A 26,654-nucleotide genomic window follows, 5' to 3' on the forward strand; every position below is an offset into this window, starting at 1 on the left:
AGGAGGTGTCGAGAGCCCGGCGGCGAAAGCCGCCGGGCCTTCCTCACGTTCGCGGCCGGCGGTTCGCGGAGCTGGAAGCGCACAGCCCGGCGCAGCACGCTGGCACAGATGACGTCATTAGAATGCGGTCGCGATCATCCGCGCGGCGGCAACCAGCAGCAGCGCCGCCAGCACCAGCCGCAGCGCGCCCGGCTTGAGGTATCTCGCGCCCAGCCACGATCCGACAAGCCCGCCAATGGCGACGCAGGCCAGCCATGTCGGCAACTGCGCCGGAAGGGTCGGCATCGTCGCCCATGCGCCCAGCAGGGCCGCACCGGAGTTCAGCAGGTTGAACACCGCCGATATTGCGGCCGCCGTCCGCGTTTCCGTCCAGCGCATGGCGAGCACGACAGGCGCCAGGAATATTCCTCCGCCAACGCCCGTCACCCCGGAAACCAGTCCGATCACGCCTCCCACCAGAAGCGACGGGAGGAACGGCGGAACGACCGGCGCTTGCTCGTCGAGCGTCGCGGCGGCCTTCACCGAGCGGAGCATCTGCACCCCGGCAATGAGCAGCAACATGCCCACGACGGGCATGTAGACGGATGCCGGCAGATGCAGCGCACCGCCCAGCAGCGAGAATGGAGCGCCAAGCACGGCGAACGGATAGACGGTGCGCCACGTCAGCATGCCGGCGCGATGGAAACGATAGCACCCGATCGCCGACACCAGCACGTTGAGCGCAAGGGCAGTCGGCTTGATCGTTGCCGGATCGAAGCCGGCCAGGCCCATCACGGCGACATAGCCGGTGCCGCCGGCCTGTCCCACGGCCGAATAGAGGAGCGCCACGACGGCCAGCGCCAGGGCGAACAGAGCGTCAGTCATAAGCGCGCTGTAGCACCCGCCGGCCGGTGCTCGAAAGCAAACTGTTGCCAACTCTCATGTCTGGCGCGCGCAGCAGCTCCGGCACGTCCAGCGCAGGTCAGGACGGCCCGGCTCGTGTCGGCGGATGACCATCCGCGCTCTTTGAGGCTTACCTTGGTTCCAGTCGCGGCCTTCCACGATCAACCCGTGATATGTGGAACGGCCCGCGGTGCAAGGTGCTCTTCATATGTGGAACGGCCCGCGGTGCAAGGTGCTCTTCAGTCTATTTCACCACATGGGAACGGTGCGGTCATATGTCCGGCCTACTTGTGCGGTCATGACCGCTGGCCTCGATGAAGTCCGCGAAGCAGGTGGCTGGATCAAGGGGGCGCGCTTTGTGCGCGTCACGGGTTTCGGCCTGTCCTGTTTCGGGATTTCGTCCCGTGGTTCATCGTCTGTTGTGCACCTCACCTGCCGGCGGTCGCCGGGCAGCTCGTCTCGGCGGTCCTGCGCTTATGCGGCGATAGGTCCTGCCTCAAGTCCTGTTGGGTCTCGGTAGATTCCACCTCTGGTTAGCAATGCCCAGATCATGCGGGCGATCTTGTTGGCAAGCGCCACCGCCACGACCTTGAAGGGGCGCCGCGTGAGCATGTTCTTCAGCCACGGCCAAACTCGGTCGCGATACTGGACATGACGTAGCACCGATGCCGCCCCCGTCGTCAGCAATGATCGCAGCACCGGATTGCCCATCTTCGATATTCGCCCTAACCGTTCTTTTCCGCCGCTGGAATGTGCTTTCGGGGTTAACCCGATCCAGGCTGCAAAGTGGCGAGCGGATTTGAAGCCGGCGGGATCGGGAACGAATGCCTTCACGGCCATAGCGATAATAGCACCAACGCCAGGGATGGTCGCAAGGCGCCGCATCTCGTCATCTTGCCGAGCTTGGACGACGATCTCACGTTCGAGCTTGTCGATCTGTGTGGCAAGCATCTCGATCTGATTGATTATTTCGGTCAGGGCAAACCTCGCAGCGGGAGGCAGTCGGGTGTCTTCCTCATCCCGGATGATTGGTGCCAATGCCTTGACGTTGGCGATGCCGGTTGGAGCGATGATACCCAGCTCTCCCATATGTGCGCGTAATGCATTGATCGCTTGTGTCCTCTGACGCACCAGTAAAGCCCGCGTTTTGAGCACCATCACCGCAGCCTGCTGCTCGGCCGTCTTAACCGGGACGAACCGCATCGTCTTTCGCGTCACCGCCTCAGCTATGGCTTCTGCGTCGGCAGCGTCGGTCTTGCCGCGCTTGACGAATGGCTTGACGTATTGGGGCGGCAGCAATCTGACGTCATGCCCGAAGGCTGATATCTCCCGCGCCCAGCAATGCGCACTGGCACATGCTTCCATACCCACTAGGCACGGCGGAAGTCTTTCAAAGAAGCGCAATACCTCAGCGCGTCGTAGCTTCCGGTTGAATAGCGGCGTGCCCTCGGCGCCCGCGCCAAAAGCCTGGAAAACGTGCTTCGCCAAGTCCAATCCAATAGTGGTAACATCTTTCACGGAACGGTCCCCCCTTGTGGCGTTTGCAGTAACGACCACGTTTTAGCACTTCGATGCTGTCGGAGCGGGCCGTTCCACCTCATCAAGGGTCGGACTACGCAAAGCGTGCCGCCGCTCCCGGCTGCGCCGTCGCGGTGATCGCGGCCGCGGCCGAAACCCATCGGGCGCCTGTCGAGCGGGGATGGTCCCCGCTCCGGAACAGGAGCCGGAACGATGTCCCTTCCAGATGCGCAAGCCTTCGCCTTCAGCCTCGCCGCCACCCTGCTGGTGACGATCGTCATCTTCCGCACCGGCGACGGCACGGTCGGCGCCATGCCGGCCGCCGAATATGACGGCGACGATGACGCCATCATCCGCGAGATAGACCCGTTCGCCCCTTGAGGGCGAACGTCAGCGTTTCGATGTCCGGATCAGTTCGCAGGGATCGACCCCGAATGCGTCGGCCACTTTTCCCAGAACGCTCACGCTCGCCGAAACCTTCCCGCGTTCGATCGAGCCGATGTAGCGAGGGCTCAGCCCCGCGCGCTCCGCTACTTCTTCCTGCGTCATATCCTTGTCATGGCGCAGCCGACGCATGTTGATCGCCATGACCTCTTTGAGATCCATGACGCATGGGAATCAGAACCGGAACTATCGTTCTAGGAACGATCGTTCCGATTCGTTATAGTGGGCCGCATGCGAGAAAAACGGATGCGTCGCAGACGTCGGCTTTCTGTCCAATCGCGGAATGTCGCCATTCCGAGAATCTTCGATGCCAGTCGCGGAACTTCTATTGCACCTCGAAGCGATGACGTATTTGTGAACTACATGCGCGAGGAAGTAAGGACACAACGATGAGCAAGACTCCCTTCAAGGACAGCCCGCCGCTGACCGACAGGGTGAACGCCTATGACGAAGCCCACCTCGCCACCTATCTTCGCCTGCTCGACGCTGCCGAGGAAGGCGCCGACTGGCGCGAAGTCGTGAAGATCGTGTTCGGCCTCGACGTCAACGTCGATCCCGAACGCGCGAAGCACATGCACGACACCCATCTCGCCCGAGCCCGCTGGATGACCGAGCAAGGCTATCCGCATCTGCTGGAACCGCGCATGCAATGACCGGCTCCCGATCGCCGCGCCGTTGACGACGCCCCAAATCGGGATTGCTCGCCCAGGTCGAGATTCACATTCCGATTTTCCATCTTCACGCGCGGCCGACCCCGCCAATACTCGAATCATCCCGATGGCAACGACCGGGCGGGGAGGATTTCGTCATGGAGCCGCTGCACGACTGGCGATCACCGCAGTTCGAGGAACGTCTGAGCCGTCTCGACCGGGGCGGCATCACCTTCGAGTTTCTTCGTCGCAACCGCGACTATCGGCAGGACTATGCCGACACCGTGAGAAGGATCGCCTCCGGCGGCGCAGACAAGGCAGAGGCGATAGCGCATCTGTCCCGCCGCTGGGGGCTTGCCTTTCCCGGCGGACCCTTCTGCATCGGCCTTGACCGCTCGGCCCGTATGGCTGCCCCGGCACTTCCCTGCGGCCGTCATTGTCATGGCTGTCCCCGAAGGCTTTGCAGCTTCTTCGCTTCCTGATCCACGCACGCTGCCTGTCGTGGGCGAGCTGGCCGGCGACGGCCTGCACGCCATCGCCGAGGACGGCGCCGGCGATCACCGCCTCTGGTTCCGAGCCGGCGATGAGCCGGTCAGAGCCGGCATCTTCCTTCCGCTCGACGAGCATTTCTGGTGGCGGCACCGCAATGCGGGCCGCCTGAAGCGGCGGCTGGACGGAAGGCCGTCCGGCCCCTTGCCGCGCCAGCAGCGGCTTTCCGTCTTCCAGATTCGTCGCGCCGCCCTCATGCTGCGCGCCTGGGACGGCGTGGAATCCGGCGCCCCGCGCCGCGTGGTCGCCGCCGTCCTCATCAACCGAACCGTCGAGACGTTGCGCGCCGTGGACTGGAAGAACGCGCCGGAGCGGCGGCGGCTTGCGCGCATCCTCGCGGCCGCCCGCCGGCAGATCGAGCGCGACTATCTGCAATGGCTGATCCCGCACAGACCAGGCGACGGTCCCGACCGCGACTGAGCCCCCGCGGCCAGCCGCTTGAGGGGGGACACTTCTCCTAAGACCCCCCGATTTTTGTCACTCCGCCGGGCCGCCGATTCTTCGCCATCGTCGCACCCGACTCGCCGCCCTCACGGCGGCCGCGACGGAGGCCCACAATGTCCAACAGCACCGCCACCGACTGGCCGCGCTTCGTGCGAACGCCGGAAGCCGCGCGCCTTCTCGACCTGTCGCCGCGCACGCTCGAAAAGCACCGTTGCGACGGCACCGGGCCGATCTACCACAAGCTCGGCGGCCGCGTGGTCTATGCCGTCGCCGACCTCGAAGCCTGGATCGACGCCTGCGCCCGCCAATCGACCTCCGAGGCGGCGTCACGGTCTGCGGACGCATCCGCGTCCGACGCCGGCCCGGCGCGCTGATCGCCCCGGTGTCCGCCTTCATGTCGTCGCGCCGCACATATCAGGGCCAGCAGCTCGAACTCTTCCGGGCGCGCTCCGGCGAGATCGCGGCGCGCGACGCGCAGGATCTCATGTCCTGGCCGTTCTTCTCGCTGGCAAAGTCCCACCGCGTCACGCCGATCGACTTCCGCATGGGCGACGTGTCGATCCGCGTCGAGGCCACGGCCGAGCACGGCATGGCGACGATCTGGGATGCCGACGTGCTGATCTGGGCCGCCAGCCAGATCGTCGACGCGCGCGACAGGGGCCTCACCACCTCGCGCTTCATGTCGTCCACCCCATACGAAATCCTCACCTTCATCGGCCGCACCGACTCCGGCCTGAACTACGACAGGCTGAAGGCCGCGCTCGACCGGCTGCAATCGACCACCATCCTCACCTCGATCCGCCAGCCCTCCGAGCGCCGCCGCCACCGCTTCTCGTGGATCGCCGAGTGGAAGGAGCGCCTCGACACGCAGGGGCGATCGCTGGGCATCGAGCTGATCCTGCCCGATTGGTTCTATGCAGGAGTCATCGACGATGCCCTCGTGCTGACCATCGACCGCCAGTATTTCGACCTGACAGGCGGCCTCGAACGATGGCTCTACCGGCTCGTGCGCAAGCATGGCGGCCGCCAGAACGGCGGCTGGAGCTTCGACGTTCCGCACCTCCATCTCAAGTCGGGCAGCCTGTCGCCGCTCAGGCGCTTCCGCTTCGAGCTGCGCGCCATCGTCCAGCGCCAGCCGCTGCCCGGCTACCGCCTCGCGCTGGTCGACGATCCCGATGGCCGCCAGCGGCTCACCTTCCAGCCGGACGGCCATGACCGGGCGCCGCGCCGGCGCAAGCGCGGCGGAACACGGTCATGACCGCGCCCGGAGCCCTGCACCACGGCAGACGTGGAAATCATGTGGACGGAGCCGTACTATCGGGAACGCCGATTCCCGTCTTTTCGGGAACGCGAATCCCGTACCATCGGGAACGCCGGCGCCCCGCAAGCATCGGATTCGCCAAGCGGAATCCGGCCCCTCTAACTTCCCTAACTGAAGAATCCTTCGGATTCTTGCTAACGCGGTCGCCCATTTCACGAAATAGGGGACAACCGCGCAGCAGCCGTGAAGGCGTGGCGACGATGCTCCTCCGCTTGCCGGGGATCGCGCCATGACGATCCTGCCTCCCACGGTTCTTGCGGGCGATTGCCGCGACCTCATGCCGGCGCATGGTCCCTTCGACCTGATCCTCGCCGATCCGCCCTATGGCGACACGTCGCTCGCCTGGGATCGGCAGGTAGATGGCTGGCTGCCGCTCGCGCGCACCGCCCTGAAGCCGTCCGGCTCGCTCTGGGTGTTCGGCTCGCTGCGCTCCTTCATGACCACGGCGAAGGCGTTCACCGACGCCGGCCTGGCCTACGCGCAGGAGATCGTGTGGGAGAAGCAGAACGGCTCCTCCTTCCACGCCGACCGCTTCCGCAGGGTGCATGAGCTGGCGGTGCAGTTCCGCCGCGCCGACGTGCCGTGGAGCGCCGTCTACAACGAGGTGCAGACGACGCCGGACGCCACGGCGCGCACCGTGCGGCGCAAGATGCGGCCACCCCACACCGGCCGGATCGACGCCGGCCATTATGTCAGCGAGGACGGCGGCCCGCGCCTGATGCGCTCCGTGATCTTCGTGCGCAACGCCCACGGTTACGCGATCCACCCGACCGAGAAGCCCGTCTTCCTCCTCGAAATCCTGATCCGCACGAGCTGCCCGCCGGGCGGCCTGGTCGGCGATTGGTTTGCTGGGTCGGGCGCGGCCGGCGAAGCCTGTCGGCTCACCGGCCGACGCTATCTCGGCTGCGAGATCGACGCCGACATGGCCGAGCGCGCGGGGGCGCGCATCGCGTCCGTGCTGCCCTTCACCGAAGGGGCACGGCCATGACGGCGGGTATCCGCAGCGCCGGCATGTCTCCCGACCGCACAGTGGTCGAGCTGACCTGGCGCGAGAAGCAGATCGAGCACTGGATACGCTTCGGCCGAGCCGCCGAGGATCAGCGCCTCGACCGTCATCGCCGTGTCGTCGTCTTCGCGCCGGGCAGCATCTTCGGCTTCGTTCGCTGGGCCGGCAACGAGCACGGCACGATCATCTCGCGCATCGACATCGTGCGCGCGGTTGCAAGCGGCGAGCCGTTCCAGACGCTGCCCTTCGTGCGACCCGGCGGCGAGATCCTGCTGCGCATCACCGGCTGGCCGAAGGTCGAGGCGGTGCTGAAGGCCGTGGACGCGATCGAGGCGCTCGGCGTCGATCCGGCTGACGTCGCGCCCGACCACTGGCGTCACCTCCACAACCGCATCAGCGTCAACGGGCCGTTCCGAGCCTATGGTCACGAGCAGCACCGCGCCTGGCTGCGCCGCCGCGAGTTGCTGCCATGACCGCGCGCCGCGTGACGCTCATCACCATGCTCGCCGGCGCCGCGCTGGTCGCGGCCCCGGCATTGCATCGGCCGGACGTCCGCGTGATCTGGAACGCATCGGCCAGCGTTCCGGTCGGCCTCTACCGCATCGTGCCGGCCGGGAAGATCGCGGTGACGGACCTCGCCGTGGTCATGCCGCCCGACGAGCTGGCCGCATTCCTCGACGAACGCGGCTACCTGCCGCGCGGACTGCCGCTCATCAAGCGCGTGCTGGCTCTGTCCGGCACCACTGTCTGCCGCTCCGGCGCGGAGATCGTCGCCTACGGCACGACCTATGGCGAGGCCCGCGCGCTGGACACGCGCGGCCGGCCGCTGCCGGTCTGGCAGGGCTGCCGCACGCTCCTCGCCGGCGAAGCCTTCTTCATGAACTGGGACAGCCCCGACAGCTTCGACAGCCGCTATTTCGGGCCGCTTCCCGTCTCCGCCCTCGTCGGCCGGGCGGTTCCCGTCTGGAGCACCGACGACCCCGATCCGGCCACGGAATCCTTCCGCGAGCCGGTCTCCGACGAGCCGTGACGGCTCGCCTCTCAACCCGCGAAAGGAACATCGCATGGCCCAGATCGGCACCTTCACCCGCAACGACGACGGCTATTTCGGCCGCATCCGCACGCTCACCCTCGACGTCGAGGTGGCCATCCTCCCGGCCGAGGAATCGGACGCGGAGAACGCGCCCGAGCATCGCGTTTTCCTCGACGGGCAGGAAGTCGGCGCGGCCTGGGACCGCACCGGCGACAAGGCCGGCAGCTTCCTGTCGCTGACCATAGACGATCCGTCCTTCCATGAGCCGATCCGCGCCCGCCTGTTCGAGTCCGACACCAAGAAGGGCGCATGGAATCTTCTCTGGACGCGCCGGAAGAAAAACGACGGCGAGGCATGACCCGTCATGCGCTGCCGCCGTTCTCGTGATCCTTCAGGCTCACTCCCCTTGATCGGTCGAACGCCGGTCACTCCCCTCGACCCGATCGCCTGTCGGGCGGCCGTCGCGCGCAGCGAAGGTCAGGGGCGGCGGCCTATTTTCCGGGGAGCGTACACGTCTTACGACGATGCCCGTCCGGAAAATACCGGCCGCCGGGGAAGCCTTGCCCTTGGCCGCAGCGAGCACGATGGCAGGCTGATGGCGCATCGGGACGGCGGTGCCCGCGCTGCCGACCGGACGATCATGGCGATGCTGGCCGCATGCGCCATGATCGCCGCCCTGGCCGCTCCGGCGTCGGCCGAGCCGCCGCCCGAGCTGCATAGCGTGGCAGCCGCATCGGCCGATCCGTGGGCGGCCTGTATCGGCGTTGCCGCTCGCCGCTTCTCCATTCCCGAGCGCTGGATACGCGCGGTCATGGTGGTGGAAAGCGTCAACGATCCCGCCGCGCTCTCGCCCAAGGGCGCGATGGGTCTGATGCAGGTCATGCCCGCGACATGGGACGAGCTGCGCAAGAAGCATGGCCTCGGCGCGGACCCCTGGCATGAGTGCGACAACATCCTCGCCGGCACGGCGTATCTGCGGGAGATGCACGACCGCTACGACTCGGTCGACGCCATGCTCGCCGCCTACAATGCCGGTCCCGGCCGCTACGACGACCATCTCGCAACTGGCCGCGCGCTGCCGGCCGAGACCGTCGAATACGTCGCGAAGATCATGCCGATGATCGACGGCACGGCCCCGATCAGGCACATGGTGCGCTCCCCTGCGTCGCAGGCATGGTCCCGCGCGCCGCTGTTCGTCGCCCGCTTCGCGGACCACGATCACGGCGATACGGACAACTCCCTTTCTCCTTCCGGCCGACCTTCCGACGCACCGGCGATCGTCGATCTGTCGGCGCTCGCGCCACCATCCGACGGCCTGTTCGTGGAACGGCCGGCAAGGGAAGGAGATCGGCGTTGACCATCGTGCTTTCTCGCTTCGCGTGGTGCGCAATCGCAAGGATTGCGGTGCTCTGCGGGGCAGCGGCACAACCGACCGAAGGAGGGCGGGATAAAAAGCCGCACATCGCGGCTCGGTCGGGCGGTTGTTGTTGCGGGGTTTTTCGGGATTTCGCGCGCATCGCGGATCAGGCGCGCGAGGTGCGCGGCCTGAGATTGTTCAACGGTTTCAGCGAAACCCGAACATCGCAGCGGAAATCACCATGAGCCGGGACGACGATTTCCGCATCCGCCCCGGCCGCATCCGCTCCTCCAGGGCGCAGCAGGCGAAGCCCTTTGTCGCCCAAGCCCTTGCCGCAGCGCAGAAGGCCGGCGGCCGCGTCTCGCGCTCCGGCAGGATCACCTCCGGCAACGGCTCGCGCTTCGGGCGCGGGCGCGTGGCAAGCGTGCGCGCCAACCGCCTCATCACCAGCCGTTCGCGCGGCGCCGTCATCAAGACCCGCGTGGTCAGGCATACCGCGAGGTCCGCGCCGCTCACCGCCCATCTCAACTATTTGCGCCGCGACGGCGTGACCCGCGACGGCGAGAAGGCGCGCATGTTCGGCCCCGAGACGGACGACGCCGACGTGAAGGACTTCGCCGAACGCTGCGAGGACGACCGCCACCACTTCCGCTTCATCGTCTCTCCCGACGACGCGCTGGAGATGACCGACCTCAAGACCTTCACCCGCGATCTGATGGCGCAGATGGAAAAGGACTTGGGCTCGAAGCTCGATTGGGTCGCCGTCGATCACTGGAACACCGAGCATCCCCATGTCCACGTCATCCTGCGCGGCCGTGCCGATGACGGCAACGACCTCGTGATCGCCCGCGACTACATCAAGGAGGGCATGCGCAACCGGGCGCAGGATCTCATCACCCAGGAACTCGGCCCGCGCGCCGACCTCGACATTCGCCGCTCGCTGGAGCGCCAGGTCGCGGCCGAGCGCTGGACCCAGCTCGACCGCCAACTCGTCCGAGATGCCAACCGCCACGGCATCATCGACGTCGCCCCGTCGCCGGACAGGCAGCCCGACGAGTATGTCACGCTGAAAGTCGGCCGGCTGCGCCATCTCGAACGGCTCGGCCTCGCCGAGACCATCGGCCCGGGCCAATGGATCATCGCCGAGGAAGCCGAACCCACTCTGCGCGAGCTGGGGGAGCGCGGTGACATCATCAAGCGCATGCACCGCGCGCTGACCGAAAGCGGTATAGATCGCGGCCTGACCGATTACGTCATCGCCGGCGAGGCCAATGCCGATCCCATTGTTGGCCGGCTGGTCGAGCGTGGCCTGGACGACGAACTGCGCGGCACGGCCTATGCCGTGGTCGACGGCATCGACGGCCGCACCCATCACATCCGATTCCACGACCTCGACGCGGCCGGCGATTCCGCCCCCGGCTCCATCGTCGAGCTGCGCCGCTACGAAGATCGCGATGGCCGGACACGCACCGCTCTCGCCGTGCGCGCCGACCTCTCCATCGAGCAGCAGACCACAGCCACCGGCTCGACCTGGCTCGATCGCCAGAACATCGCCCGCGATCCCGTCGACCTCGGCGGCGGCTTCGGCCTGGAGGTAAAGCAAGCAATGGAGGCCCGCGCCGATCATCTCGCGGCCGAGGGCCTAGCCCGGCGCGAGGGCACGCGCATGGTCTTCGCCCGTAACCTGCTCGCCACGCTGCGCGAGCGCGAGCTGGACGCGCTCGGCCAGAAGCTCGCGGCCGAGACCGGCACGCCCTTCCAGAAGTCGGCCGCAGGCGAATATGTCGCCGGCACCTACCGGCAGCGCTTCGCGCTCGCCTCTGGTCGCTTCGCCATGATCGACGATGGGCTCGGCTTCAAGCTGGTTCCCTGGACGCCATCCGTCGAGAAGCACATCGGCAAGCACATCTCCGGCGTCGCCCGCGGCGACGCCGGCGTGGATTGGTCTTTCGGCCGCAAGCGCGGGCTGGGACTGTGAGCAGTCGCGACGATTGTTCGCCGCACCGCGCAAGTATTTTCCGCACCATCTGCGACCGGCTTCGAGTCCGCAGACATTCGCCATTGAAACCCGCGCCGCGCTTGTCCTTCTTCGCTCTCGTGAAACGAATTTGAGGAGAATTTCCGCCGTGTCCGCCAGCCGCGTCATGTGGGGACAGATCGTCGTCGTCTTCTCGCTCGTGCTGGTCGCGGTCTGGGGCGCGACGCAGTGGACCGCATGGCGGCTCGGCTTTCAGTCGCAGCTCGGCCAGCCCTGGTTCGAGCTGGCCGGCTGGCCGCTCTATCCGCCGCCCGCCTTCTTCTGGTGGTGGTATTTCTACGACGCCTACGCGCCGACCATCTTCTACGAAGGGGCCGGCATCGCCGCGTCGGGCGGCATCATCGCCATCGCCGTCGCCATCCTCATGTCGATCTACCGCGCGCGCGAGGCGAAGGACGTTCGCACCTTCGGTTCCGCCCGCTGGGCCGAGCGCAAGGAGATCGCCGCCGCCGGTCTGCTCGGCGACGATGGCGTCTTGCTCGGCAAGCTCGACCGCGACTATCTCCGCCATGACGGCACCGAGCATGTGCTGTGCTTCGCGCCGACGAGAAGCGGCAAGGGCGTCGGCCTCGTCGTGCCGACCCTGCTCACTTGGCCAGGCTCGGGTATAGTGCATGACATCAAGGGCGAGAACTGGGATCTGACCGCTGGCCTGCGCGCCCGCTTCGGTCGCGTCCTGCTGTTCGATCCCACCAACGCGCAGTCCGCCGCCTACAATCCGCTCCTCGAAGTCCGCAAGGGCGAATGGGAAGTTCGCGACGTGCAGAACGTCGCCGACGTGCTGGTCGATCCCGAAGGCTCGCTTGAGAAGCGCAATCACTGGGAGAAGACCAGCCATTCACTGCTGGTCGGCGCGATCCTCCACGTCCTCTATGCCGAGACGGACAAGACGCTCGCCGGCCTCGCCGCCTTCCTCTCCGATCCGCGCCGGCCGATCGAGTCGACGCTGTCCGCCATGATGACCACGCCGCATCTGGGCGAGAAGGGACCGCATCCCGTCATCGCCAGCGCAGCCCGTGAATTGCTCAACAAGTCCGACAACGAGCGCTCCGGCGTGCTCTCCACCGCCATGTCCTTTTTGGGCTTGTATCGCGATCCTGTCGTCGCGACTGTCACCGCCCGCTGCGACTGGCGCATCGCCGACATCGTGTCCGGCGCGCGGCCGACGACACTCTACCTCGTCGTCCCGCCCTCCGACATTTCCCGCACCAAGCCGCTCGTGCGCCTCGTGCTCAACCAGATCGGCCGCCGGCTCACCGAGGATCTTCACGCGAAAGGCCGCCGCCATCGTCTGCTCCTGATGCTCGACGAGTTTCCCGCGCTCGGCCGGCTCGACTTCTTCGAGAGCGCCCTGGCGTTCATGGCCGGCTACGGCATCAAGGCGTTTTTGATCGCGCAGTCGCTCAACCAGATCGAGAAGGCATACGGCGCCAACAATTCCATCCTCGACAACTGCCATGTCCGCGTCAGCTTCGCCACCAATGACGAGCGCACGGCCAAGCGCGTGTCGGACGCCCTCGGCACCGCGACCGAGATGCGCGCCATGCAGAACTATGCCGGCCACCGCCTTGCGCCCTGGCTCGGGCACCTGATGGTCTCCCGCTCCGAGGCAGCCCGGCCGCTGCTCACCCCCGGCGAGGTGATGCAGCTTCCGCCCGACGACGAGATCGTCATGGTAGCAGGCATCCCGCCGATCCGCGCGAACAAGGCGCGCTACTACGAGGATGCCCGTCTCACCGAGCGCCTCCTTCCCGTTCCCGCCAACCCGCGCGCCGGCCTGGTCCAGCGCCCCGACGACTGGTCGGCGCTGAAGCCGATCGTCGTGGCGATCCCCGCCCAGGGCACGGCCGCTTCGGCGAACGGCTCCGCTCATGCCGCGAACGGCGCGGCGCGGCCGGCTGCCGCCGCGAAGCAGGACGACGATCCCGCCAATGCCGGTCTGCGCCGCGAGCCGGGCCTGGAGCCGCACAAGGACATCGCGCCGGAGCAGCCGAAGCAGCCCGCCAACGAGTTCGAGCCCGAAGCGGATGAGCCCGACACCGATGCCGCCACCAACCGGGCGCTCGTCCGAAACATGCGGCTCGTCGCGCGCCAGGTCTCGATGGACCCCGGCGACAACATGGATCTGTGAGCGATGCGCGACGCCGACGACAGGCTGGAGCGGCCGGACAGGAAGAAGCGCCTGTCCGTCTACCTCGACCCGGAACTGATGCGGCTGCTGGCCGATTTCGCCGACCGCCGGGAGCAATCCCGCTCGATCGTAGCCGAGGCCGCCATCGCCTCCTTCCTGTCGCCTGATGCCGACGAGCGGAAGGAAGCCGCCATCGTCAAGCGCCTCGACCGGATTGACCGCAACATCCAGCGCCTCGAACGCGACATCGGCATCGCCAACGAAGCCTTCGCCATCTTCATGCGATCCTGGCTGACCTCGACCATATCCCTGCCGGAGATCGTCCAGGGTGCGGCCGCCCGCGCCAAGGGTGGCGAGCGCTACGAAAAATTCCTCGAAGCGCTCGGTCGGCGTCTCGCCCGAGGTCCACGACTGCGCCAAGAGGTTTCGGAGGATATTTCATGAAGGGAACGTGTGCATAAGACATTCTCCTTAACCGTCGGTCACTCTCCTAAGCGAGTAGGGTCGGGGTCAGCGCCATGATGATTTCTGAATAGACCCGAGTTTCGTGGACGCGCTCGGGTTACATTTCATTAACCTGATCGAGCCGGACTTGAAATACGGCGGATTTACCACTCGGAGGCCTATAGCCGGGAGGGGGCTACACCAACCTCGCAGAATAGCCGGCACACGCCACCCGAGGAAGCCAAACACAGAAGCGTATTCACGACCCGGTGCAGATCCGTCTTGCGCGGGAGGCAGATGCTGTCGGTCGAGGCATCGACAGCGCAATTTGGAATGGACACTAAGGGCGAAGCGGCGCTAGCTTCCTGGAGTGCACCCCGTTTTGACCGGACAGGCGGCATAGCCGATAAGGCATAGGCGTACGCCTATGATTATGACTATGACTTCTGATCCGTTCTCTCCTTCGCCTCGTGTTGAAGTGATCACCTCGGTGCAGCGCCGGCGGCGCTGGACGACAGCCGAGAAAGTGCGCCTCGTCGAAGAGGCCATGCAGCCCGGCATGTCGGTGTCCTATGTGGCACGCCGCGCCGGTATTGCGCCCAGTCAGCTCTTTGCGTGGAAGCGCCGTATGCTCGAAGGCGGTGCGACCGCCGTTCAGGCCGACGACGATGTCGTTGGCGCAGGTCGCGTCCGCGAACTCGAGAAACGCGTGCGCGACCTGGAGCGCATGCTGGGCAAGAAGACCATGGAGGTCGAGATCCTCAAGGAGGCGCTCGATCTCGTCGCCCCCAAAAAGCCAACGTTGCGGCTCGCCTCGTTCAACCAGGACGGTTCGCTGTGAAGACGGTTGCCGACACGCTCGGCGTCTCGCGCTCCAACCTCGTCGAGCAGGCGAAGAAACGCCATCTCGAAAGCCCGGCGACGCGTAAGCCATACGCCAAGGCTGAAGATGTGGCCGTGCTGCCCGTGATCCGCAGGCTGGTTGATCAACGGCCGACCTATGGCTATCGCCGCATCACGGCTCTGCTCAACCGCGAGAGGCGTGCCCAGGACCTGCCGCCCGTCAACGCCAAGCGGGTTCTGCGCATCATGCAGGTCAACGGTTTCGTGCTGACGCGCCATACCGCCTATCGCCCGGCTCGCACCCATGACGGCGTCGTCATTGCCTTGCGTTCCAACATCCGCTGGTGCTCGGATCATCTCGAACTCAAATGCCGCAACGGCGAGATCGTGCGGGTGCTGTTCGTCATCGATGCCTGTGACCGTGAGATCATCGCCTGGTCGGCCGTTGCCCATGCCGGCGTCTCGGGCGAGATGGTGCGCGATCTGATGGTCGAGGCCGTCGAGCAGCGCTTCGGCAACGCCAGGACGCTGCATCCTGTCGAATGGCTGTCCGACAACGGTAGCGCCTACATCGCCCGGGAAACGGCGACTACCGCAGCGGCGCTGGGCTTGCGACTGGCCTTCACCCCTGTTCGCTCGCCGCAGAGCAATGGCATCTCCGAGGCGTTCGTCAAAACCCTGAAGCGTGATTACGCCGGAAACGTCATTCTGCCCGACGCCGAAACCGTCCTGGCCTTGCTGCCAAAATGGTTCGACGATTACAATGAAATCCACCCGCACTCCGGCTTGCGCTTCCTCTCGCCGCGTGAGTTCAGGGCCAAGGCCGCTGGTGCTTAATGCAACCCGCCGCCTGTCCGGTCAAACAGGGTGCACTCCACTTCCTTAAGATGTCTTCTGTTAAAAATGGTCCTGTAGACAGACTCCCACGATCAGTACAATATGCCAATCACGCAGATAGACTCATCATCGACGGCCATCCGCAATCGCATCCTCGATGCAGCAGTAGCCTGCCTTTCAGATTTTGGCCACGCACGAACGACGATGCAGGAGATTGCAACACGCAGTGGTCTCTCGCGCAGGTGGGTATATAAACAATTTAACAACCGAAATGATGTCCTTGCGGCTGTGCTTCGGCGTGAACTTGCGTCGTTCTACGGCGATTTAAAAATTAAGCTTGATGTCCAATCAAAAACTGACGAATTGATTGTTGAGATAATTGTCGGTTTTGTTGATCTTTCTCGTAATAATCAACTTTTTATTCGTCTATGGACGCTTGAGAGAGATTTGGTAATTTCTTGGATGACTGTCGAATCGGAGTTTCTTCTTCGAACTTCATAAGAAATTCTGACTCCATATTTGAATATTTTAATGCAAAGAAAGGCTATTAGGCAACTAGATCTTAATACAACAGCACGGTGGATCATTCGTGTTGCTGTGATGTTCGTACTCTATAGTGATCGAGAAAGTGTGGATAGTAATGACATCCGTCGGTTCGTGCGCGACTACATCGTCAACGGTCTCTCTGGGCATTGACGCCCGGCGCCAGCTCATCCTGTTGCGTCGGAGAAGGCAAGTCATCGCAGAGAAGCCGCATCTACCGAGATGAGGGGGCTGACGGTGCGCAATCGCCGGGCACGACGGCGAGAGGTACGGTTACGAGTCCCGATCCTGGTCTAGACATGGCCGACGCGCGCTGATCACTCCACTTCATATACTACTAGGACGATTCCACATTTATAGCAGCCATTGAGCGATTGCGGCGATCTGGACGAATTCGAGGAAGTTTTCGGCGTGTCGGGCGTATCGTGTTGCCGTAGTGTTCCGGTAGGTGCTGCCAGAATGTGCCTGAACGCAGCAGCCACAACCCGCGCTGCAACGTCAAGTACGACCACGCAAGCGCAAAGCGCGCGCGACCGGTTTCATCGAGATGGACGCCTACGTCGACGTCAACCTCCACGCAGAAGGTCCTGATGCTCTCAGCTGTTGTGCGGCGTCAGTTCCGGCGGAGCCAGTTTCTTTCATTTTTCGAGCAGCAACCCAACTGTCTGATCGGCATGGAGGCCTGTTCCGGGGCACACCACTGGGGGCGCCGATTGCGGGAGATGGGTCACGAGGTCCGGCTGATGCCGCCGTCCTATGTGAAGCCCTACGTCAAGCGCGGGAAGACGGACGCGGCTGATGCCGAAGCGATCTGCGAGGCGGTGACGCGACCGTCGATGCGGTTCGTTCCCGTGAAGAGCGAAGCAGAATCCGCAGCGCTCGTGTTGCACCGCGCGCGGGACTTCCTCGTCGGACAGGTCACCCAGACTGGCAATGCGATCCGCGCCTACATGGCCGAGTTCGGGATCGTGGCTGCGAAGGGGACGAAGCGCGTCGAAGCGCTGGCGTTGGAGTTGGACGCCCTGCCGGATGCCGCATGCCTGCCGCTTCAGGCGCTCTTCGACCAGTTCGCGGAGACGCAGGCGCGGATCGATCGCCTGACCGCGGAGATCGAGGATGTTCACCGGCAGAGCGAGATGAGCCGACGGCTGGCTTCGATCCCTGGAGTGGGCGTACTGACCGCAACGGCCATTGCCGCGACGACACCGGATGTCAGCAACTTCGGCTCAGCACGGGATTATGCTGCCTGGCTTGGCCTCACGCCGAAACAGCACTCGACTGGCGGCAAGCCAAGGAGTGGCGGCATCTCGAAGATGGGCAACCGATATATCCGACGCCTGCTGTATCTCGGAGCCATGGCCCAGATCATGGTCCGCCGCAGGAGCCGACGCCCAGGAACGGATTGGCTGTCGCGAAAGCTGGCGACGAAGGAGACCAAGGTGGTCGCGATCGCATTGGCGAACCGCATGGCGCGGACAATCTTCGCGCTTTTGCGCGACGGAACCAGCTATAGACCTCGGGTCTCGGCGGCATGATCGGGCTGAGGGCGGACTGAAGGAATGGTCAGGGCAACGTGAGGTGATGGCGAACTGACGGATAGGTAGAAGAGGGACACCCCGGTGAACCCGAAGCGCTATGAAGCGCGTTCGATTGAGTGGGACCCGTACTCCAGCGGAAATTCATCATGGCGCGCAGCACACAGCTGCACACAGACGCCGAATACATGGCCGCAGCCGACCAGTTCAAAAGAATGCTCACGAAACCCTTGCCACGCAGGAGCCATCCATACACGGGTTCATGTCGGAGGAATAGTTGGGCAGGAAGAACAGCTTCGCGCCGGCCGCGCTGATGGCGGCACGTATCGCCTTGCCCTTGTGCGAGCCCAGATTGTCCATCACGACGATGTCGCCGGGCCGCAAGGTCGGCGCGAGCACCTTCTCGAAATAGAGCTGGAAGCGCTCGCCGTTGATCGGCCCGTCGATGAACCAGGGCGCGTCGACGCGGTCATGGCGTAGCGCCGCCAGGAAGGTCATGGTCTTCCAGCGCCGCTGCGGCACCTTGGCCCTGAGCCTTGTCCCGACCGGCGCCCAGCCCCGCAGCGGCGCCATGTTGGTCTTGGTCCATGTCTCATCGATGAACACGAGGCGGGAAGGATCGATGCGGTTCCGGTACTGCATCCACTGGGCCCGGCGCCGCGCCACATCCGGGCGATCCTGCTCGGCGGCGATCAGCGTCTTTTATGGGATGGCCCGCCCCTCCCGCCGGCACCGAGCTATGGTGCTGGTGTGTTTGAGAGGAAGGAGCGAACCGATGACCATCGTGACCCTTGGAATCGACTTGGGCAAGAACCTGAATAGTATTGTTGGCCTGGATGCGGAGGAACGGGTCGTCCTGCGCCGACGCGTCCGGCGAGCGACCCTTGCCGAACTTGCAGGCAAGCTTGAGCCTTGTACAGTCGCTCTGGAGGCGTGCTGCGGGGCGCATCATGTCGGTCGTCTCTTTGCCGCGAAAGGGCATGAGGTCCGACTGATGTCGCCCGAACATGTCCGTCCGTACGTCCGTGCACAAAAGAACGACGACAACGATGCGGCGGGGATCGCCGAGGCAGCCACGCGGCCGACCATGCGCTTCGTCGAGTTGAAGAGCCAGGAGCGGCTCGACCTACAGACCCTGCACCGGGCCCGCTCTCGTCTGGTGGCAGCGCGAAAGGCGCTCGTCAATCAACTTCGGGCGATCCTGCTCGAGCGTGGACATACCTTCCGCCAAGGGCGCAGGGTTCTTGAACGGGAAATCGAACCGTTCCTCGCTGAGCCGCCTTCGGACCTTTCGGTCCGCATCTTGGTGCTCATCGCAGACATGCGAGCCGAGTGGCGATCACTCGATGAGCGGATCGACGCTTTGAACGACGATCTGACCGAGCATGCACGTGCCGACGAGGCGGCAGGCCGGCTGACCTCGATACCCGGCATCGGCATCCTTGGCGCAACCGCGCTGTTTGCGGCCGTCGGGAACGGTGAGGCGTTCCGTCGGGCGCGCGACATTCCAGCCTGGCTCGGCCTCGTGCCGAAGCAGATGACGACGGGCGGCAAACCGCGGCTGCTCAGCATCACCAAGCGGGGGAACAGGCACCTGCGCATGCTGCTAATCCACGGCGCACGCGCGGCACTGCCGAGCCTCTCCAAACAGGCGACGCCTTTGGGCTCGTGGCTTCGAGGTCTTCTGTCCCGAGCACACCGCAACGTGGTCATTGTCGCGCTCGCTGCGAAACTCGCTCGTATAGCGTGGGCAACGCTGCGGCATGGTGTACGCTTCGAGCCGGAAAAGGGCACGGTGATGACCGCCTGAGCGGAGCTGTATAGTCGAAAGGATCGGCCCCGGATCGAGGGAGCCGTATGAGGTTGGCGGAAGGAGGCTGATGGCCGGAAGGGTCGAACACCCGCGTCCCTGGAAACCTGGTTCAAAAAACGGCGCTACGACGCCGAGACTTTTATGAGGACCAGGACGCGCGGATCTCCATCATGGCGAGGGCAGCAACGCCACTACGCCGGATACGTTTGTGCACGACCAAACAAAGCCTGAAGCAACCAACTTGCCAACGGGGCGGGCCATACGTTTTTGTGCGACAGCTTCTCGGCATGAACGAACGCCCATACCGAGCGGTAATCGACCTTCAGGCCGCGCTCGGCCAGTTCCGCCACCAGTCCGCGCAGGGTGAAGTCCCTTTCCCGGCAGCGTTGCACAAGCCAGTCATGATGCGCGCCGGAAATCGCCTTCGGCTTGTGGCCGCCCATCTGGCCCGGCTCGACGCTGCCCGTCTCACGGAAGCGCTTCAGCCAGGCGATCGCAGCGCTGTAGCTGACGCCAAACCGTGCCGCAGCCTGACGCCGCGACAGGCCTTCGTGCTCAACCGCGCCAACAACCCGGTCCCGCAGATCCATAGAATAAGGCTTGCCCATCCATGCCGGCCTCCTGTCCCGGTCGGCAAGATGAATCAGATTTGGACGCCATGGGGAATCCCCAATCCGACTCAGCATCAAGTCATCCCGCTCTGGCCCTTTCGGTTCTGTTATGTTCACTGTTTGCTTCCGAAATGTTCGTGCCAAAGCCGGCAGCTCTTACGGCCGTCGAGGCTAATTCGGGTGCCCAGATGAGATAGACGGCATCACCACGCGGGTCGACCGTGGCGCCGACGCCAGGATGTCACGGCGGTAACCCGCGTCCTGCAATGTCACGAGATCGGATACTCCACCTTTCGGCGATCCAAACAATCAGATTGGATCACTCAGTTTGGAGGTAGCAGCCCATTTACCGCCATTTGTGGATAGCACTTGCCGTTGGCGCGAGGGTCTCGTCCGCGGAACGTAGGGTCTACGCCTTCATCGGCGCGGCGGCTTAGCAAATCAGCCCAGAAATCGCCCCTTCCAGCGCGGGTTCAACTCCTTTAAACTTGCGATTTCGAATTGTCCACGGATCAGCAGCACACGCCCACACTCACAGCCTCTTGCATCGGACCGGGCGTTGGGTGTGGTTTGACTCTTCAAAATTTCGACTGGCAGGATATTGGCTCTTGTCGCCACAGTTGCAAATCCCCTACGGGTGAGTAGAGCGCTTTCAACGTTGACTAGTATGGCCTTATGACGAACGAAAAAAACCAGTTGAAACGGAACGAGAGCCCAGCCAGGCGGCATGCGTCCGAGGACAAGACATCCTTTCGGTGGGGAAAGAAAGTTCTTGATCGTGGCGAACAACATAAGCTGCGGCGAGAGATTTTGCTGCGCACTGCGGCACGAGCGTTCAATGACACCAGCTATCACACCACAACGCTCGATGAGCTGGCACAGCGCCTCAACGTTACAAAGCCAACACTCTACTATTACATAAAGGATAAAGACGACATACTGTTCGAATGTCAGCGTATTGCTTTGGGGCTTATTAAGGACGTATTTGAAAAGCAAAATGAAAGTGAACTTACTGGCATAGAGCAACTCTCCCAGTTTCTACGGCGTTATTCCGAGCTGATGACGGACGATTTCGGAATCTGCCTCGTGAGGACGGGACTCCGCCCTCTCAAACCGGAAAGCCGAGCGATTCTGCTAAAATTCGCTAAGCAGATCGATCGAACTCTCCGCGACATTGTCGCAAGAGGCATCGCGGATGGAACGCTGCGGGATGTCGAACCGCTTCTTGTTGCCAATGCGATATTCGGCGGATTCAACGGTATCGCAAACTGGTACAAGCCGGACGGCCAATTCGGCAAGGAAGAGATAACAGAAACATACATCGACCTCTTCATCAGAGCGGCAAGACGGTAGGTTTTTCGATTGGTCCGGATCCAGGGTTTCGCCATGGGCGCCAAGTTCGCCTAGGTGCCAAAGCCCGCGTCGCCCGAGACCTCACGCAGCTTATGCTCAATATGGATGAAGATGTCCTCAACAAGCGGGTCGAGCGCTCCGTAATCGATCGAGGTGGTTACCAGCCGATGCGCCACGATCACCGGATGGGCCGCATCGCCTGTGATCTGTTGGACGCCTCGAATTACCTCGCGTTTTCGGCCGTGATTTGATTCCATCGCCGTGCTGATTTGCATGGAGGCGATGGATGCGAGGACAGGCCGGGTTCTGGGACGTTGACGAGCGCTATGCGCGGTTGAGCGAAGCCGGCGATCCGCTGGAGAAACTGAACGCTGTCGTGCCGTGGGAGATATTCCGCAAGCCGTTGTCGAAGGCGCTGAAGCGCTCGGATGGCTCGAAGGGTGGCCGCCCGCCCTACGATCCGGTGATGATGTTCAAAATTCTGGTGTTGCAGGCGCTGTGTAGTCTGTCGGACGATCAGGCCGAATTCCAGATCATGGACCGGCGCACCTTCGGCCGGGTCCTTGGTCTTCTGGATGCCGGCGACAGGGTGCCGGACGCCAAGACGATCTGGCTGTTCAGGGAACACCTCGTGCAGGCTGGCGCGGTCGAAAACCTGTTCGCCCGTTTCGATCGCCATCTTTCGAAAGCCGGATATCTGGCCATGGGCGGACAGATCGTCGACGCCACGGTGGTGGCCGCGCCGAAGCAGAGAAACACCGACGATGAGAAGGCCGATATCAAAGCGGGCAAGATACCGGATGTCTGGAAAGGCAAGCCCGCGAAGCTGCGGCAGAAAGACCGGGACGCGCGCTGGACCGTAAAGTTCTCGAAGGCCAAGGTCGATGACGAGGGCAACGAGCACAAGCGCGACATCGCCGTTCCCATCTTCGGCTACAAGAACCATATGTGGACGACCCCCTTCTCGCAAGATTGTCAAGCAGCTTTTTGATCGGATCGCTTGCGATCATATGTCCGGCCTATGGGCGCGATCACACATGATCGCTGGCCAAGATGGTTTCCGCGACGCGAGTCCCCAACACGCCGGCGGCCTGTAGCGGCCGATGGTTCTTTCGGAGTGTCTCGCGTCTCGGATCGATCGATCACACCATCTGCCTCTTCTCTTGCAAGTTCCGGCCTCAGCTCAGCACGATAGCGGTAGAAGCGCTCCCCGTAGCTGTCTGATCTTCATGCGGCGTGCGCCAAGGCAAGCGTCGCAGCATTTTTCCTGTAGGGCTCACCCGTCACCATCATCTTCCAAGCGATGCGGGCAATCTTATTGGCCAAAGCCACGGCCGCGAGTTTCGGCGGCTTGCGCTTCAGAAGATCAACAAGCCAAGGCGAAACAGTGCCTCGACCGGATCGGGTATGCCGGATGACGGCGGTGGCTCCGACGACCAGCACGCTGCGCAGGGCTTCGTCGCCGGCACGCGTGATGACGCCGAGCCTAACCTTGCCGGCAGTGGAGTGATCCTTTGGCGTCAGGCCGAGCCAAGCGGCGAAATGCCGAGCCGATTGGAAGGCCTCAGGTGCGGGCATCTTCATCACCAGCAGCGACGCGCCGATCGGGCCGACGCCGGGGATTTGTGCCAGACGACGACTACATTCATTGGCCCGATGCCAGGCCATCAGCTTGGCATCGATTTTTTCCAGCTGCACCTGCAACTGCGCGTATTCCTTGCCATGAAGAGCGAAAAGCTCCCGCGCCAAATCCGGCAGCGTCTCGTCTGCTGCAATGCGCTCGAGCAATGGTTCGATCTTGCTCATCCCCTTCGCGGCGGTCAGACCGAACTCGGCTGCGTAGCCGCGTATCGCGTTGGCGAGTTGCGTTCGATTGCGGACCAGCCGGTCACGCACTCCGGCCAGCATCAATGCCGCCTGGCTGTCGGCTGTCTTTACCGGCACGAACCGCATCGTCGGTCGGCTCATCGCCTCACACAGCGCTTCGGCATCCGCCGCATCGTTCTTGCCTCGCTTGACATACGGTTTGACCAGTTGCGGCGGAAGCAGCTTCACGTCGTGACCGAACGACTGCAGCAGGCGCGCCCAATGATGGGATCCGCCGCACGCCTCGATCGCAATTACTGTAGGTGGCAGCTTCTCGAAGAACGCCACCATCTCCTTGCGCCGCAGCTTCTTGCGCAGGATCGGTTCCTCAGCCGCGTTCACGCCATGCAACTGGAATACGTGCTTTGACGTGTCCATACCGATTCGAATAATCTGCTCCACGGACGGTCTCCTTTGCTTGAGATCTTCAACGACCTCATTCTGGCACATCGATGCCGTGCGGGGGCCGTCCACCCCAACATGCCTCGATCGATCAGCGACACGGCTTCATTCGCGGCTGGACGGTCACGCATGCTCGCAAACCCATCGCGCCTTGATGGCGGCGGCGAGCGCCTTCAATGTCGTGTCGGCCGGCAGGTTGGACAGATAGTATTTGCGCTCGCCGGAAGAGCGCCATTCGCCGACCAGCCAAGCCTCCTCGCCGGGCATGTGCTGCTGGCCTTTGTCAAGGATACGCTGCGGGTCGCCATCGGCGATGCGGACCCGCAGGGCAGAGAAGCGTGCGGCAAGGCGTCCTTCAGTTCCGTGGCGCCAACTCACCGTCTTCCAACCTGCTTGCGCCAACATCGTCTCGGCGGCAGTTGAGAGCGTATCGGGGATCGGGTTCTTGCGCGGCCTGCCGCGTCCGGCGACGGGAAAGACCAGCGACACGCTGGCCAGATAGACCTTCTGGTGCTTCGCGATGCCGACCGCCCAGGCAAGGCCGCGTGCGCTCAGCCCTTGGCGGAACGGCGCAGACAGACCGTAGCCGGCATCGGCAAGCACCATGCCGAAGCGCAGCCCGGCGGCGATCAGACGGTCGATCTCGGCAAGGGCGATCTCCGGCTTGGTGCGGGCCACCCGACATTGCTCGGGAACGCCGGCCTTGGCGATCCGATCCGCATCGCTCGTCCAACTCTGCGGCAGGTAAAGCCGCAGACCCACGTGTCACCGGTCCTGCAATTCTCCCTGAAAGTGGGCTTTGAAAATTCCCTGATTGACATTTCTTTCGGTTCATTCCGGCGGGGCTAGCCCCGCCGGAATGAACCGAGCCGCCATTGGTGCCATGACCTCTGCGCGAGGGAGGCGGCGATGGTGCGACTTGGAGAACTGATGATGATTCTGGAAATGCATCGACAGGGACTATCAATCACCGCCATTGCGAGGCGGACGGGGCGTGATCCCAAGACCGTGCGCAAGTATATCGACCGCGGTGTCGAGGCGCCGGTCTACGGGCCACGCTCGGTGGGCCGGCCAAGCAAGTTGGCGTCCTACATGGACTTTATCCGCGAACGTGTGACCGCCTTTCCCGATCTCAGCGCCGCGCGCCTGACGCGGGAGATCCGTGAACTCGGCTATGTCGGCGCCTACACGGCAGTGAAGCGATACCTCGCTGCGATCCGGCCCGAGAACGAGCCTAAGCCGTATGAGGTCCGCTTCGAGACGCCGGCAGGCGTCCAGGCGCAGGTCGACTTCGCTCGTTTCGTCGTCGACTTCACCGACGATCCCGGCACCAGCCGGATCGTCTGGCTATTCAGCCTGGTGCTTGGCCACTCGCGATTCATCTTCGCGCGCTACGTCCTGCACCAGGATCTGCAGACGCTCCTCCGTTGTCATATGCAGGCATTCGCCGCGCTCGGCGGTGTGCCGATCGAGATCCTTTACGACCGCATGAAGACGGCGGTCATCGGCGAGGACGACCAGGGCCACATCGTCTACAACCGCTCGCTGCTGGCGCTGGCGCGGCACTATCGCTTCCAGCCGCGCGCCTGTCGTCCGTACCGGGCCAAGACCAAAGGCAAGGTCGAGCGACCGTTCAGCTATATCCGCCAGGACTTCTACCTCGGCCGCAACTTCCGCAACCTCGACGATCTGAACACCCAACTGATTGAGTGGCTCGACGCCGTCGCCAACGTCCGGGTCCACGGCACGACCCAGCGCATCGTCGCCGAAGCGTTCGATGCCGAACAGCCCGAGTTGCAGACGCTGCCGGAGCATCGCTTCGACGCCGTGCTGAAGCTCGAACGCCGCGTTAGCCACGACGGCTTCGTCGCGGTCGGCGGCAACTTCTACAGCGTGCCGGACCGCACCCGACGTGTCGTCGAGGTGCAGCAACTGCCCGATCTGATCCGCATCCTCGACCTCGGCAATGTCGTCGCCGAACATCCCGTTCTCGAAGGCCGCAAGCAATACCGCATCGATCGAAGTCACCGTACCGGCGGTGTCGCGAAGCGCAGGACTGGTGTCGCCGCTGGAATCACCATCGGCCGCATCGGCGACCATGTCCCGCTGCGGTCGCTCGCCATCTATCAGGCGATCGGGGCGCAACTGGCGATCGGAGACCGACCATGACGCTCACCACAGCATCGTCGCGGGTCGACAATATCCGCCACAGCCTGGTCGGGCTGAAGATGCCGCGCGCGCTTGAGATGCTCGACACCACCCTGCGCCGCATCGAGCAGGGACAGATTGACGGCATCGAGGCGCTCGATGAATTGCTTCTCGAGGAACTGTCGCTCCGCGAGAACCGCCGGATCAAGGCGGCGCTACGCATGGCGCGGCTGCCGACGGTGAAGACGCTCGCCGGCTTCGACTTCTCGTTCCAGCCATCGCTCGACCGCAATCGCATCATGGCATTGGCCGGCCTCGACTTTATCAATCGCGCCGAGGTCGTTCATCTGCTCGGCCCGCCAGGAACCGGCAAGAGCCATCTTGCCACCGCACTGGCCGTCGAGGCGGTGCGCGCCGGCAAGCTGGTCTACTTCATCCCGCTCGCCGATCTCGTCGCCCAGCTCGCCAAGGCCGAGCGGGAGGGAACTCTGCGCGAGCGCATCCGCTTCCTCTGCCGGGCGTCGCTGCTCGTCGTCGACGAGATCGGCTACCTGCCGGTCACACCGGGCGGCGGCAACCTTTTCTTCCAACTGGTCAACGCGCGGTACGAAAAGGGAGCGATGATACTCACCTCGAACCGGGGCTTTGCCGAATGGGGCGACGTGTTCGGAGATCCCGTAGTCGCCACCGCGCTGCTCGACCGGATCCTGCATCACGCCGTCGTCGTGCAAATCGAAGGCTCAAGCTATCGCATGCGCGAGCATGCCGCCCTGGTTCCGGAGAACCTTCGCGCCAACGCACTCGTCAATCCACCACCGGTCCCGAAACGGCGTGGCCGACCCACGAAAGGACACGAAGATCGACCGTTCGGCTGATCACCGACCTC

General features: G+C 63.9%; 25 protein-coding genes and 6 pseudogenes. 23 read left to right on the forward strand and 8 right to left on the reverse strand.

Annotated elements, in window-relative coordinates; genetic code table 11:
- Positions 1-117 precede the first annotated feature (117 nt).
- Positions 118-864, reverse strand: coding sequence for a sulfite exporter TauE/SafE family protein (locus tag ACX82Z_RS13720; RefSeq protein ID WP_024586513.1), 747 nt, complete (start codon positions 862-864; stop codon positions 118-120).
- Between the two features lie 492 nt (positions 865-1,356).
- Positions 1,357-2,400 carry an IS110 family RNA-guided transposase gene (locus ACX82Z_RS13725; RefSeq protein ID WP_024586514.1) on the reverse strand — a complete coding sequence of 348 codons (1,044 nt, stop codon included), beginning with the start codon at positions 2,398-2,400 and terminating at the stop codon, positions 1,357-1,359.
- 213 nt (positions 2,401-2,613) lie between these two features.
- Here ACX82Z_RS13725 and ACX82Z_RS13730 point away from each other — a divergent pair, with 213 nt between their 5' ends.
- Positions 2,614-2,781 carry a hypothetical protein gene (locus ACX82Z_RS13730; RefSeq protein WP_173401398.1) on the forward strand — a complete coding sequence of 56 codons (168 nt, stop codon included), beginning with the start codon at positions 2,614-2,616 and terminating at the stop codon, positions 2,779-2,781.
- Between the two features lie 9 nt (positions 2,782-2,790).
- Here ACX82Z_RS13730 and ACX82Z_RS13735 read toward each other — a convergent pair whose 3' ends face one another.
- Positions 2,791-3,006 carry a helix-turn-helix domain-containing protein gene (locus ACX82Z_RS13735; RefSeq protein ID WP_024586515.1) on the reverse strand — a complete coding sequence of 72 codons (216 nt, stop codon included), beginning with the start codon at positions 3,004-3,006 and terminating at the stop codon, positions 2,791-2,793.
- Positions 3,007-3,233: 227 nt separating this feature from the next.
- On the opposite strand from ACX82Z_RS13735, the gene ACX82Z_RS13740 reads away from it, so the two are divergent.
- The 17 genes and pseudogenes from ACX82Z_RS13740 to ACX82Z_RS13820 all read left to right on the forward strand — a co-directional run.
- Positions 3,234-3,497, forward strand: a complete 264-nt coding sequence (locus tag ACX82Z_RS13740) for a DNA -binding domain-containing protein (RefSeq protein WP_024586516.1) — start codon at positions 3,234-3,236, stop codon at positions 3,495-3,497.
- Between the two features lie 155 nt (positions 3,498-3,652).
- Complete coding sequence (locus tag ACX82Z_RS13745; RefSeq protein WP_024586517.1) at positions 3,653-3,976, forward strand: transcriptional regulator domain-containing protein; 324 nt, start codon at positions 3,653-3,655, stop codon at positions 3,974-3,976.
- Positions 3,936-4,463, forward strand: a complete 528-nt coding sequence (locus ACX82Z_RS13750) for a DUF2285 domain-containing protein (protein ID WP_081718910.1) — start codon at positions 3,936-3,938, stop codon at positions 4,461-4,463. Before ACX82Z_RS13745 ends, ACX82Z_RS13750 begins: the two co-directional genes overlap by 41 nt.
- A 137-nt stretch (positions 4,464-4,600) precedes the next feature.
- The gene (locus ACX82Z_RS13755; RefSeq protein WP_024586519.1) at positions 4,601-4,861 is read left to right on the forward strand and encodes a helix-turn-helix transcriptional regulator; all 261 of its coding nucleotides are present in this window, start codon (positions 4,601-4,603) and stop codon (positions 4,859-4,861) included.
- A 20-nt stretch (positions 4,862-4,881) separates the two neighbouring features.
- A complete protein-coding gene (locus tag ACX82Z_RS13760; protein ID WP_024586520.1) occupies positions 4,882-5,745 on the forward strand; it encodes a replication initiator protein A in 864 nt (287 codons plus the stop codon).
- Between the two features lie 292 nt (positions 5,746-6,037).
- A complete protein-coding gene (locus ACX82Z_RS13765) occupies positions 6,038-6,796 on the forward strand; it encodes a DNA-methyltransferase (protein ID WP_024586521.1) in 759 nt (252 codons plus the stop codon).
- Positions 6,793-7,287, forward strand: a complete 495-nt coding sequence (locus ACX82Z_RS13770; protein ID WP_024586522.1) for a DUF2840 domain-containing protein — start codon at positions 6,793-6,795, stop codon at positions 7,285-7,287. Before ACX82Z_RS13765 ends, ACX82Z_RS13770 begins: the two co-directional genes overlap by 4 nt.
- A complete protein-coding gene (locus ACX82Z_RS13775) occupies positions 7,284-7,844 on the forward strand; it encodes a S26 family signal peptidase (RefSeq protein WP_024586523.1) in 561 nt (186 codons plus the stop codon). Before ACX82Z_RS13770 ends, ACX82Z_RS13775 begins: the two co-directional genes overlap by 4 nt.
- Positions 7,845-7,878: 34 nt before the next feature.
- On the forward strand, positions 7,879-8,205 hold the full coding sequence (locus tag ACX82Z_RS13780; protein WP_024586524.1) for a DUF736 domain-containing protein: 327 nt from the start codon (positions 7,879-7,881) through the stop codon (positions 8,203-8,205).
- A 48-nt stretch (positions 8,206-8,253) separates the two neighbouring features.
- Positions 8,254-9,204, forward strand: coding sequence for a lytic transglycosylase domain-containing protein (locus tag ACX82Z_RS13785; protein ID WP_459589583.1), 951 nt, complete (start codon positions 8,254-8,256; stop codon positions 9,202-9,204).
- Positions 9,201-9,449 carry a hypothetical protein gene (locus tag ACX82Z_RS13790; protein WP_152529555.1) on the forward strand — a complete coding sequence of 83 codons (249 nt, stop codon included), beginning with the start codon at positions 9,201-9,203 and terminating at the stop codon, positions 9,447-9,449. Before ACX82Z_RS13785 ends, ACX82Z_RS13790 begins: the two co-directional genes overlap by 4 nt.
- Positions 9,446-11,182, forward strand: a complete 1,737-nt coding sequence (locus ACX82Z_RS13795) for a relaxase/mobilization nuclease domain-containing protein (RefSeq protein WP_024586526.1) — start codon at positions 9,446-9,448, stop codon at positions 11,180-11,182. The genes ACX82Z_RS13790 and ACX82Z_RS13795 overlap by 4 nt, the downstream gene beginning before the upstream one ends.
- Before the next feature lie 148 nt (positions 11,183-11,330).
- Positions 11,331-13,373, forward strand: coding sequence for a conjugal transfer protein TraG (locus ACX82Z_RS13800; protein WP_024586527.1), 2,043 nt, complete (start codon positions 11,331-11,333; stop codon positions 13,371-13,373).
- A gap of 3 nt (positions 13,374-13,376) precedes the next feature.
- Positions 13,377-13,817, forward strand: coding sequence for a ribbon-helix-helix protein, CopG family (locus ACX82Z_RS13805; RefSeq protein WP_051375790.1), 441 nt, complete (start codon positions 13,377-13,379; stop codon positions 13,815-13,817).
- A gap of 427 nt (positions 13,818-14,244) precedes the next feature.
- A protein-coding gene (locus ACX82Z_RS13810) for an IS3 family transposase (protein ID WP_152529556.1) occupies positions 14,245-15,497 on the forward strand; the annotation gives its coding sequence in 2 pieces (ribosomal slippage) (positions 14,245-14,599 and positions 14,599-15,497; 1,254 coding nt in all).
- Positions 15,498-15,599: 102 nt separating this feature from the next.
- Positions 15,600-15,998, forward strand: a complete 399-nt coding sequence (locus ACX82Z_RS13815) for a TetR/AcrR family transcriptional regulator (RefSeq protein WP_081718911.1) — start codon at positions 15,600-15,602, stop codon at positions 15,996-15,998.
- Between the two features lie 644 nt (positions 15,999-16,642).
- Positions 16,643-17,575, forward strand: a pseudogene (locus tag ACX82Z_RS13820) (IS110 family RNA-guided transposase); the annotation flags it as partial.
- A 255-nt stretch (positions 17,576-17,830) separates the two neighbouring features.
- Here the strand turns inward: ACX82Z_RS13820 and ACX82Z_RS13825 are convergent.
- Positions 17,831-18,277, reverse strand: a pseudogene (locus ACX82Z_RS13825) (IS630 family transposase); the annotation flags it as partial.
- Positions 18,278-18,350: 73 nt separating this feature from the next.
- Between ACX82Z_RS13825 and ACX82Z_RS13830 the strand changes: the two are divergent.
- A complete protein-coding gene (locus ACX82Z_RS13830; RefSeq protein ID WP_024586532.1) occupies positions 18,351-19,385 on the forward strand; it encodes an IS110 family RNA-guided transposase in 1,035 nt (344 codons plus the stop codon).
- A 269-nt stretch (positions 19,386-19,654) separates the two neighbouring features.
- Here the strand turns inward: ACX82Z_RS13830 and ACX82Z_RS13835 are convergent.
- Positions 19,655-19,996: pseudogene (locus tag ACX82Z_RS13835) on the reverse strand (helix-turn-helix domain-containing protein); the annotation flags it as partial.
- Positions 19,997-20,674: 678 nt separating this feature from the next.
- On the opposite strand from ACX82Z_RS13835, the gene ACX82Z_RS13840 reads away from it, so the two are divergent.
- Positions 20,675-21,352 carry a TetR/AcrR family transcriptional regulator gene (locus tag ACX82Z_RS13840; RefSeq protein WP_024586534.1) on the forward strand — a complete coding sequence of 226 codons (678 nt, stop codon included), beginning with the start codon at positions 20,675-20,677 and terminating at the stop codon, positions 21,350-21,352.
- 59 nt (positions 21,353-21,411) lie between these two features.
- On the opposite strand, the pseudogene ACX82Z_RS13845 reads toward ACX82Z_RS13840, so the two are convergent.
- Positions 21,412-21,561 (reverse strand): annotated as a pseudogene (locus tag ACX82Z_RS13845) (IS5/IS1182 family transposase); the annotation flags it as partial.
- A gap of 77 nt (positions 21,562-21,638) precedes the next feature.
- Here ACX82Z_RS13845 and ACX82Z_RS13850 point away from each other — a divergent pair.
- Positions 21,639-22,301 (forward strand): annotated as a pseudogene (locus ACX82Z_RS13850) (IS5/IS1182 family transposase); the annotation flags it as partial.
- A gap of 278 nt (positions 22,302-22,579) precedes the next feature.
- On the opposite strand, the gene ACX82Z_RS13855 reads toward ACX82Z_RS13850, so the two are convergent.
- Positions 22,580-23,620, reverse strand: a complete 1,041-nt coding sequence (locus ACX82Z_RS13855) for an IS110 family RNA-guided transposase (RefSeq protein WP_024586537.1) — start codon at positions 23,618-23,620, stop codon at positions 22,580-22,582.
- Between the two features lie 126 nt (positions 23,621-23,746).
- Positions 23,747-24,382, reverse strand: a pseudogene (locus ACX82Z_RS13860) (IS701 family transposase); the annotation flags it as partial.
- 147 nt (positions 24,383-24,529) lie between these two features.
- Here ACX82Z_RS13860 and istA point away from each other — a divergent pair.
- On the forward strand, positions 24,530-25,789 hold the full coding sequence (istA, locus tag ACX82Z_RS13865) for an IS21 family transposase (protein ID WP_024586538.1): 1,260 nt from the start codon (positions 24,530-24,532) through the stop codon (positions 25,787-25,789).
- On the forward strand, positions 25,786-26,643 hold the full coding sequence (gene istB, locus ACX82Z_RS13870; RefSeq protein WP_024586539.1) for an IS21-like element helper ATPase IstB: 858 nt from the start codon (positions 25,786-25,788) through the stop codon (positions 26,641-26,643). The genes istA and istB overlap by 4 nt, the downstream gene beginning before the upstream one ends.
- Positions 26,644-26,654: the final 11 nt, after the last annotated feature.

The organism is Aliihoeflea sp. PC F10.4 (genome assembly GCF_054612275.1).

Excerpts from the sequence above, each read along its gene's own strand:
- istA (WP_024586538.1), top strand. The coding sequence starts at position 24,530 with ATGGTGCGACTTGGAGAACTGATGATGATTCTGGAAATGCATCGACAG.
- ACX82Z_RS13750 (WP_081718910.1), top strand. The coding sequence starts at position 3,936 with ATGGCTGTCCCCGAAGGCTTTGCAGCTTCTTCGCTTCCTGATCCACGC.
- ACX82Z_RS13720 (WP_024586513.1), bottom strand. The coding sequence starts at position 864 with ATGACTGACGCTCTGTTCGCCCTGGCGCTGGCCGTCGTGGCGCTCCTC.
- ACX82Z_RS13755 (WP_024586519.1), top strand. The coding sequence starts at position 4,601 with ATGTCCAACAGCACCGCCACCGACTGGCCGCGCTTCGTGCGAACGCCG.
- ACX82Z_RS13745 (WP_024586517.1), top strand. The coding sequence starts at position 3,653 with ATGGAGCCGCTGCACGACTGGCGATCACCGCAGTTCGAGGAACGTCTG.
- ACX82Z_RS13780 (WP_024586524.1), top strand. The coding sequence starts at position 7,879 with ATGGCCCAGATCGGCACCTTCACCCGCAACGACGACGGCTATTTCGGC.
- ACX82Z_RS13805 (WP_051375790.1), top strand. The coding sequence starts at position 13,377 with ATGCGCGACGCCGACGACAGGCTGGAGCGGCCGGACAGGAAGAAGCGC.
- ACX82Z_RS13795 (WP_024586526.1), top strand. The coding sequence starts at position 9,446 with ATGAGCCGGGACGACGATTTCCGCATCCGCCCCGGCCGCATCCGCTCC.
- ACX82Z_RS13735 (WP_024586515.1), bottom strand. The coding sequence starts at position 3,006 with ATGGATCTCAAAGAGGTCATGGCGATCAACATGCGTCGGCTGCGCCAT.
- istB (WP_024586539.1), top strand. The coding sequence starts at position 25,786 with ATGACGCTCACCACAGCATCGTCGCGGGTCGACAATATCCGCCACAGC.
- ACX82Z_RS13770 (WP_024586522.1), top strand. The coding sequence starts at position 6,793 with ATGACGGCGGGTATCCGCAGCGCCGGCATGTCTCCCGACCGCACAGTG.
- ACX82Z_RS13740 (WP_024586516.1), top strand. The coding sequence starts at position 3,234 with ATGAGCAAGACTCCCTTCAAGGACAGCCCGCCGCTGACCGACAGGGTG.
- ACX82Z_RS13815 (WP_081718911.1), top strand. The coding sequence starts at position 15,600 with ATGCCAATCACGCAGATAGACTCATCATCGACGGCCATCCGCAATCGC.
- ACX82Z_RS13730 (WP_173401398.1), top strand. The coding sequence starts at position 2,614 with ATGTCCCTTCCAGATGCGCAAGCCTTCGCCTTCAGCCTCGCCGCCACC.
- ACX82Z_RS13830 (WP_024586532.1), top strand. The coding sequence starts at position 18,351 with ATGACCATCGTGACCCTTGGAATCGACTTGGGCAAGAACCTGAATAGT.
- ACX82Z_RS13775 (WP_024586523.1), top strand. The coding sequence starts at position 7,284 with ATGACCGCGCGCCGCGTGACGCTCATCACCATGCTCGCCGGCGCCGCG.
- ACX82Z_RS13765 (WP_024586521.1), top strand. The coding sequence starts at position 6,038 with ATGACGATCCTGCCTCCCACGGTTCTTGCGGGCGATTGCCGCGACCTC.
- ACX82Z_RS13840 (WP_024586534.1), top strand. The coding sequence starts at position 20,675 with ATGACGAACGAAAAAAACCAGTTGAAACGGAACGAGAGCCCAGCCAGG.
- ACX82Z_RS13760 (WP_024586520.1), top strand. The coding sequence starts at position 4,882 with ATGTCGTCGCGCCGCACATATCAGGGCCAGCAGCTCGAACTCTTCCGG.